The 7,407-nt window shown below is 66.8% G+C and carries 8 protein-coding genes and 1 pseudogene; 6 read left to right on the forward strand and 3 right to left on the reverse strand.

Translation table 11 applies throughout. The annotated features are described in order from the left end of the window. The 3 genes from A5652_RS03280 to A5652_RS03290 form a co-directional block, all read left to right on the forward strand. The coding region (locus A5652_RS03280; protein ID WP_255361801.1) for an acyl-CoA dehydrogenase family protein at positions 1–470 on the forward strand (470 nt) is incomplete at its 5' end. Positions 471–593: 123 nt separating this feature from the next. Continuing rightward, a complete protein-coding gene (locus A5652_RS27385; RefSeq protein ID WP_067346595.1) occupies positions 594–953 on the forward strand; it encodes a hypothetical protein in 360 nt (119 codons plus the stop codon). Between the two features lie 178 nt (positions 954–1,131). Beyond that, on the forward strand, positions 1,132–3,336 hold the full coding sequence (locus A5652_RS03290; RefSeq protein ID WP_067346597.1) for an LGFP repeat-containing protein: 2,205 nt from the start codon (positions 1,132–1,134) through the stop codon (positions 3,334–3,336). Positions 3,337–3,353: 17 nt separating this feature from the next. Here the strand turns inward: A5652_RS03290 and lexA are convergent, their stop codons facing one another. Then, positions 3,354–4,052, reverse strand: coding sequence for a transcriptional repressor LexA (gene lexA / locus A5652_RS03295; protein ID WP_067346600.1), 699 nt, complete (start codon positions 4,050–4,052; stop codon positions 3,354–3,356). Positions 4,053–4,344: 292 nt separating this feature from the next. Here lexA and A5652_RS03300 point away from each other — a divergent pair, with 292 nt between their 5' ends. From A5652_RS03300 to A5652_RS03310, 3 genes are all read left to right on the forward strand, one after another. Further along, a complete protein-coding gene (locus tag A5652_RS03300) occupies positions 4,345–4,839 on the forward strand; it encodes a LysM peptidoglycan-binding domain-containing protein (RefSeq protein ID WP_067346602.1) in 495 nt (164 codons plus the stop codon). A gap of 149 nt (positions 4,840–4,988) precedes the next feature. Then, positions 4,989–5,453 (forward strand): transcriptional regulator NrdR, encoded by a 465-nt coding sequence (gene nrdR, locus A5652_RS03305; protein WP_067346604.1) that lies wholly within the window; start codon positions 4,989–4,991, stop codon positions 5,451–5,453. A 70-nt stretch (positions 5,454–5,523) separates the two neighbouring features. Then, positions 5,524–6,009 carry a peroxynitrite isomerase gene (locus tag A5652_RS03310; RefSeq protein ID WP_067346606.1) on the forward strand — a complete coding sequence of 162 codons (486 nt, stop codon included), beginning with the start codon at positions 5,524–5,526 and terminating at the stop codon, positions 6,007–6,009. Between the two features lie 22 nt (positions 6,010–6,031). Here the strand turns inward: A5652_RS03310 and A5652_RS03315 are convergent. Further along, positions 6,032–6,717 (reverse strand): annotated as a pseudogene (locus A5652_RS03315) (PhzF family phenazine biosynthesis protein). 45 nt (positions 6,718–6,762) lie between these two features. Continuing rightward, the coding region (locus tag A5652_RS03320; RefSeq protein WP_156745128.1) for an alpha/beta fold hydrolase at positions 6,763–7,407 on the reverse strand (645 nt) is incomplete at its 5' end.

Here is a 7,407-nt window from a genome sequence, read left to right on the forward strand (position 1 = left end):
TGCTGGGCAAAGAGGGCATGGGATTCATCTACCTCATGCAGAACCTGCCGCAGGAACGCATCTCGATCGCCATCATGGCGGCCGCGGCCATGGAGCAGGTGCTCGAGCAGACTCTGCAGTACACCAAGGAGCGCAAGGCATTTGGCAAGCCGATCGGCAGCTTCCAGAACAGCCGCTTCGTGCTCGCCGAGCTGGCGACGGAGGCGACCGTGGTCCGCATGATGGTCGACGAGTTCGTCCGCCTGCACCTGGACCACAACCTGACGGCGGAGCAGGCGGCGATGGCCAAGTGGTACTGCACCGAAAAGCAGGTGCATCTGATCGACCGCTGCCTGCAACTGCACGGTGGCTACGGCTACATGCGTGAATATCCCGTTGCCCGAGCCTTTTTGGATGCCCGGGTGCAAACGATCTACGGCGGCACGACCGAGATCATGAAGGAAATCATCGGACGCAGCCTCGGCGTCTAGCGTTTCGTTTGCAGGATAGCGGGCTCAGGATCGCGAACACTCGCGCGCGATATCGGTGCGGGAATGTCCGGCGATCGCCGGACCCGCCGGGTATTCGTCCGTTGTTGACACGGCGCTATTGCGGTGAGCGACAAACTGACCAGTGCGCTTCATTCGTCGGTTGTGGCGGGGGTAGAGGGTGAATGCGCCGCCGGCTCACGTACCGTCGGCGCATGTGTTTCGGGTGTGCCGACCGCGTCATCACGCATAGTCAGCCTTGCGATCTCGCGGCCGGCTCCCGCGCGCCGGGTAACCGCGGCCGACGCAATTCTGCTGTGCGAGTCGGCAGTCCGGCGTCGCCACTCTGTCTTGCGTTCCGGCCGCCTTTCGGTGCGATATCCGCAACTGCGCGCGAACAGTGGCCCGCCGAATCGCGATTCGGCCATGGGCCGGCATCATTTCGACATCGGTGTGGTATCCGTTTTTGTAAAATTCGTGATTTGACTTCGCATTTCTTGCTGGCTGGAGCAAAGTTATGCGAGCCCGACGATAAGGCTGATCGTGCGCGGGTCCATTTCCGGCGCGAGTACCGCCCGCTCGCCGGTTATGCAGATAGGGGCATAGCCGCTGAAAGAGCCATGTCCGCCGGCTGGGAGGCTTGGTAAAGGTGCAGAGAGGTCACATGCGCAAGCTGATCGGAAGCGCGCTGGTCAGCCTGACGACCACGGCACTGGCCGCGATATTGCTGGCCCCCACCGCGGTAGCGAGTCCGATAGGCGACGCCGAGGCCGCGATCATGGCGGCATGGGACAAGGCCGGCGGCGACACCTCACCGTTGGGCGCCCGTAAGGGCGACGTGTACCCAGTCGGGGATGGTTTCGCCCTGGACTTCGATGGCGGCAAGATGTTCTTCACCCCGGCCACCGGAGCCAAATTCGCCTACGGGCCTGTCCTGGATAAGTACGAGTCACTGGGCGGGCCCGCCGGCAGCGATCTGGGCTTCCCGGCCATCGACGAAGTTCCGGGCCTCGCCGGTCCGGACAGCCGGGTTATCACCTTTTCGGCCAGCGACAAGCCAGTGATCTTCTGGACGCCCGAGCACGGCCCGCACGTGGTACGCGGCGCCCTCAACACCGCCTGGGACAAGCTGGGCAGCTCGGGTGGGGTTCTCGGTGTGCCGGTCGGCGAGGAGACCTACAGCGGCGAGGTGTCCTCACAGAAGTTCAGCGGCGGGCAAGTCTCGTGGAACCGGCAGACGAAGCAGTTCACCACCGAACCGCCGGCGCTGGCCGACCAGCTGAAGGGCCTGCAGGTGGCGATCGATCCCACCGCGGCGATCAACACCGCCTGGCGCGCGGCCGGCGGCGCCACGGGGCCGCTGGGCGCCAAGCAGGGCGGGCAATATCCGGTCGGCGGCGACGGAATCGCCCAGAACTTCGCCGGGGGCAAGGTGTTCTTCACCCCGGCCACCGGCGCGAACGCGGTCGAGAGCGACGTCCTGGCCAAATACGAGTCGCTGGGCGGGCCGGTCGGCAGCGACCTGGGATTCCCCACCACCAACGAGACCGACGGCAACATCGGGCGTTCCAGCCGCGTCGTCACCTTCTCCGCGGCCGACAAGCCGGTCATCTTCTGGACGCCCGACCACGGCGCCTTCGTCGTGCGTGGGGCGATGAAGGTTGCGTGGGACAAGCTGCGCGCTCCGGCGGGCAAACTCGGCGCCCCGGTCGGCGACCAGGCCGTGAACGGCGACGTGGTTTCCCAGCAGTTCACCGGCGGCAAGATTTCGTGGAACCGGGCGAAGAACACGTTCAGCACGGATCCGTCCAACCTGGCGCCGCTGCTGTCCGGCCTGCAGGTGTCGGGTCAGGACCAGCCGAGCAATTCGGCCACGCCCGCGCACGCGAAGAAGTCCACCTGGCACTGGTGGTGGCTCATAGTCGCCATTCCGGTGCTGGCGCTGCTTGCGTTGTTGGCGTGGGTGCTGTTCGGTGGGCGGCGGCGCCGGCGCGGGCACGAGGAGGCGGCGGCCTACGCGCCCGGCCACGGCGGGAACTTCGGCTACGACGCCGACGAGCGCTGGGGACACGACGATGCCGACGTCGGCGCCGACCCGTTCGGCCTCGGCGCGACGCACCAGCCGGAACCGGAACCGGACGCCGGGAGGGTCAGCTGGCAACGTCAGGCTCCCGCCGAAAGCGACTACCGACTCGAGGAGGAAGACCCCGACGCCGTCGATACCGACTCGATCCCGGTCGTCTCCGACGAGATGCTGTCGGAGGCCGAGTATTCCGAGGCGGGCGCCGACTACACCGACTACACCGACGCCGTCCCCGAGGTTGCCGAGCCCGAGACGGCGGACGACGCCGCCTACGTCGATGCCGACGGCATCGATGAGGGTTATGTGGAGGAGGCGTATCCGGAAGACGAGTATCCCGACGTCGTTCCCAGCACCCCGCCGGAGGGCGAGGCCGTGGAGGGCGCCCTGGAAACCGCTGAGCCGGAAGACGAATACCTTGACCTCGCGCCGCCGGAACCGGATGTCGAACCCGAAGCGGACACCGCGACGGAAGCCGACATGGCGGACACCGCGGTCGGGGCCGCCGCGGTCGCCGATGCGGTCGCGCCCGCGCCTCCGGCACGAAGCGGTAGGCACGCCGCCGATGACGGGTCGGAGAACGGCCTGGCCGGCCCGGACGGGCGACCGACGATCCACCTGCCGCTCGACGACCCGTACCAGGCGCCCGATGGATACCCCATCAAGGCCAGTGCTCGCTACGGCCTGTACTACATGCCGGAGAGCGAGCTGTATCAGGACACGCTCGCCGAACTCTGGTTGTCGAGCGAAGAAGTCGCTCAGGCCAACGGCTTCACCAGGGCTGACTGACCCAGCCCGCTCGCGCGTCAGACCTTGCGAATGACCGTGACGACCTTGCCCAGCACGCTCGCGTCGTTACCCGGGATGGGATCGAACGCGGGGTTGTGCGGCATCAGCCACACTTGGCCGCCCGCGCGTTTGAACGTCTTGACCGTGGCCTCGCCGTCGAGCATCGCAGCGACGATGTCACCGTTGTCGGCGACGTTCTGCTGACGGACCACCACCCAGTCGCCGTCACAGATCGCGGCATCGACCATCGAGTCACCGACGACCTTGAGCAGGAAAAGCGTGCCTTCACCGACCAATTCGCGCGGCAGGGGAAAGACGTCTTCGACGGCCTCTTCGGCCAGGATGGGTCCGCCGGCCGCGATGCGCCCTAGCACCGGGACGAACGTGGGTTCCGGCAAGGCGTCCGAGCCGGCCACCTCGGTGGTGGGCGCGGCCACGTCGTCGTCTGCTCCTCGGACATCGACGGCTCGGGGGCGGTTGGGGTCGCGGCGCAGGTACCCCTTGCGCTCCAGGGTGCGTAGCTGGTGCGCCACCGAGGATGTCGACGTCAGACCGACGGCGTCGCCGATCTCCCGGATGCTCGGCGGGTAGCCACGGCTGGTGACCGAGGCGCGGATGACATTCAGAATGGTTCGCTGCCGTTCGGTCAGCGAGGTATCCACGGAGTGCAGCCGACCCTGGGGACCGGCCGATGAAATGTCGTTGCTGTCGCCCATGGCACTGAATGTAGCCGCACCGCGAACAAGAATCAAACATGTGTTCGAGTCGCGTGTCGTGCCGTTCGATTGTGCCGCGGATAGGCCCGAAGTCGTACGAATCACAAATGTGTAACTCTTCGAGATATCGGGTATCTGGTGCCTCGTGACAGTGGTAGAGGCCGACGAACTTGTCGGTGGTGTGATCTAGCGTTTGCTCGTGCGACACGCTTCGCTCAAATGTTCGGTTTCGAACATACAGGCGATTAGTGTCGAACACACGAGCGAGAGCTAGTTGACCGGAGGAACGAAGATGACAATCATCCACACGCCTGCGCCGCGTACCAGCAGTCTTCGGCGCCCGATCAATGGACCCATCCAGGGCGCTCGCTACGGACGCGACGGGGTGGCCCGGTCGCGCCGCCCCGCGCCGTCTCGGCCGGCGAGCGCGGCGACACGCTATTACGGCACCGGGGTGGCAATGTCCGTCGCTCCGCACCGCAGGCGGGCCACTACCTGGGCGTCGACCATCGGGCTCGCGCTGGCTGCCGGGGCGATCACGCTGTGGCTGGGTCTCGTCGCGAACGTCGGTCAGGTACTCAACGGCGACTCCACGAACTCGGCGGCCCACGTTCCCGACCGGCTCGCCGTCGTCCGCGTCGACGCGGGGGAGTCGCTCCAAGACTTCGCGCACCGGGTGGCACCCGACGCGCCGACGACCCAGGTCGCCGACCGCATCCGCGAACTCAACGACCTGCACTCGCCCAACCTGCTGGCGGGCCAGACCCTCATCGCCCCGGTCGGCTGAGCATCGTTGTGCGAAAACGGCTTTGGACTGACGATCTCTGGACGCCAATGCTGGCTGCGCACGCCCGTCGGTTCCATTAGCCGCGCAGGTCAGCGCGCGGGTACGCTCGAGGTCCTGCGGTACCTTGTCGGCGCGATGAAGGAGCGGTCATGCACTGTCCGTTCTGCCGCCATCCCGATTCGCGGGTGATCGACTCGCGCGAAACCGATGAAGGCCAGGCCATCCGGCGCCGCCGATCCTGTCCCGAATGCGGGCGACGTTTCACCACCGTGGAGACCGCGGTGCTGGCCGTGGTCAAGCGCAGCGGCGTCACCGAACCGTTCAGCAGGGAGAAGGTCATCAGCGGCGTCCGCCGGGCCTGCCAAGGGCGCCAGGTCGATGACGATGCGCTGAACCTGCTGGCCCAGCAGGTCGAAGACACCGTGCGCGCCGCGGGCTCGCCGGAGGTTCCCAGTCACGAGGTCGGCCTGGCCATTCTGGGGCCACTCCGCGACCTAGATGAGGTGGCCTACTTGCGGTTCGCCTCCGTGTATCGGTCATTTGAGTCCGCGGACGATTTCGAACGCGAGATCCAGGCGCTGCGTGATCACCGCAAAGTGGCGGCCCCAGGCTGATACCGGCCTTCCTCAATTCTCCTCAGCGGGCCGTCCCGGCCCGCATCGTCACCGGGCTAGGCTCGCTTTCATGCCCACTGACTTGCATCCCGACCTCGCGGCGCTTGCCCCGCTCCTTGGGACCTGGGCCGGCCAGGGTGCGGGCAAGTACCCGACCATCCCGCCCTTCGACTACCTCGAAGAAGTCGTGTTCGGCCATGTCGGTAAGCCGTTTCTTGCCTACGGCCAGAAAACCAAGGCGGTAGCCGACGGCAAGCCGTTGCACGCCGAAACCGGTTTTCTTCGGGTGCCAAAACCGGGTCACGTCGAATTGGTTTTGGCGCATCCCAGCGGTATCACCGAAATCGAGGTCGGCACCTACTCGGTCAGCGGTGACCTGATCGAAATGCAGATGTCGACCACTTCCGTCGGGTTGACGCCCAGCGCCAAAGAGGTGACCGCGCTCGGTCGTTCGTTCCGCATCGACGGCGACGAACTCACCTACACGGTGCAGATGGGTGCGGTCGGGCAACCGTTGCAGGACCACCTCGCCGCCGTATTACACCGGCAGCGCTGAGCGCTCTACCCATCGGTCGTCGTCAGTCGAGTTGTCGCACACCGTCGTTGACGACCCGCCCGGCCACCCCGACCCAGCCCTCGGCGCTCCACCTCGTGTCGATGACCGAGCCCTTGCCCTGGGTGATCCGCAGGCTCTGGCTCAGGTAGTCGGTGATACGCATCGCCGCCGACCCGGTCGCCTCGTCCTCCACCACACCGAGGTTGGCGGCGAACACGCGCGCCCGCAGCGACCCGGCCGCCCGGTCGGTCCAGGCCCACGGTAGTGCGCGGTGTCATCGGGATAATCCGCGTCATCGGCGGCCAGAACCTTGTCGGCCGAAGCGAATTCGTGCAGGGCGAAGTCGGGCGCCCATTCCGCGCGAGCGTTGATGCTGGCGCGGTCGTCGTCGCAACCCACTTGCAGGATCCCGGCCCGCACCCGCAGCGTGGTGATCGGCGAACCGATCTCGCGCAGCCACCATGTCGCGCCGACGGTCGGGTGGCCGGCGAAGGGCAGTTCGGTTCGCGGCGTGTAGATGGTGGCGTGCGCGCTGGCGGAGCCGCGCACCGGCAGGTCGACGAAAACCGTCTCGCTGTAGCCCAATTGGGTTGCCAGTCGCTGCCAGTGTGCGGGCTCGACCTGGCGGGCGTCCACCACGCCCAGCGGGTTACCGAAGTTGCCGTCCGAATCGGTGAACACCCGCAGCACCGTCACGCCGATCCCCATGAGCCGACTGTACGGCGCCGCGGGGGGCCGCACAGATCGAGGCGATCAGGTGGCGCTGCGTTCGTCGGAACCCATGGCGTTCAGCACTGCGACACGAGTGGGAGCGGGGCCCGAGACGGCCTGCTCGCCGCCGCCGGTGCGTAGCAGTTCGCGAAGGCTGGCCTGGTCGTACTCGGCGGGGGCGGTGGAATCGATGAAACGCTCGACGACGTCGATGAAGCGGGCCGGGTCGTCGTGAAAGGGGAAGTGCCCGGAACCTTCGAAGATTTCGAGACGGGAGCCCGGCATCGCGGCATGCGCCATCCAAGCGTGCCGGACGGGGACCACCACATCCTTTGTGCCCCAAATGATTTGCACCGGGATCGCCTCGGTCAAATAACATCGGTCCAGCATGGTGACGATCTGCCCGCGCCAATCCACCACGGCGCGCAGGGTCCGGCTGAACGCCGCGGACGCCGTCGGTTCGGGCAGGTCGTCGAGGATGCGCAGCACGTTGGGCAGATCGCGGCCCAGCCCGGTGCTGCCCAGCGCCATGCCCAGGACACGTCCCATGAGCTGAACCGCCGGCAGCACCAGCGGCAACCGCAGCACGGCGATCGCCTCGCTGCCCATCGGCAGCGAGGCGCAGCGCAGGACGAAGTTGACGTCCTTGGTCACGCCTCCGGCCCCGACCAGGATCAGCCGTTCCAC

This window comes from Mycobacterium sp. 1165178.9 (assembly GCF_001673555.1).
Taxonomy (GTDB): domain Bacteria; phylum Actinomycetota; class Actinomycetes; order Mycobacteriales; family Mycobacteriaceae; genus Mycobacterium.

Bases quoted from the DNA above. Each gene is read 5' to 3' on its own strand.
- A5652_RS03290 (WP_067346597.1), top strand. From the start codon at position 1,132: ATGCGCAAGCTGATCGGAAGCGCGCTGGTCAGCCTGACGACCACGGCA.
- lexA (WP_067346600.1), bottom strand. From the start codon at position 4,052: ATGGGCGACAGCAACGACATTTCATCGGCCGGTCCCCAGGGTCGGCTG.
- A5652_RS03300 (WP_067346602.1), top strand. From the start codon at position 4,345: ATGACAATCATCCACACGCCTGCGCCGCGTACCAGCAGTCTTCGGCGC.
- nrdR (WP_067346604.1), top strand. From the start codon at position 4,989: ATGCACTGTCCGTTCTGCCGCCATCCCGATTCGCGGGTGATCGACTCG.
- A5652_RS03310 (WP_067346606.1), top strand. From the start codon at position 5,524: ATGCCCACTGACTTGCATCCCGACCTCGCGGCGCTTGCCCCGCTCCTT.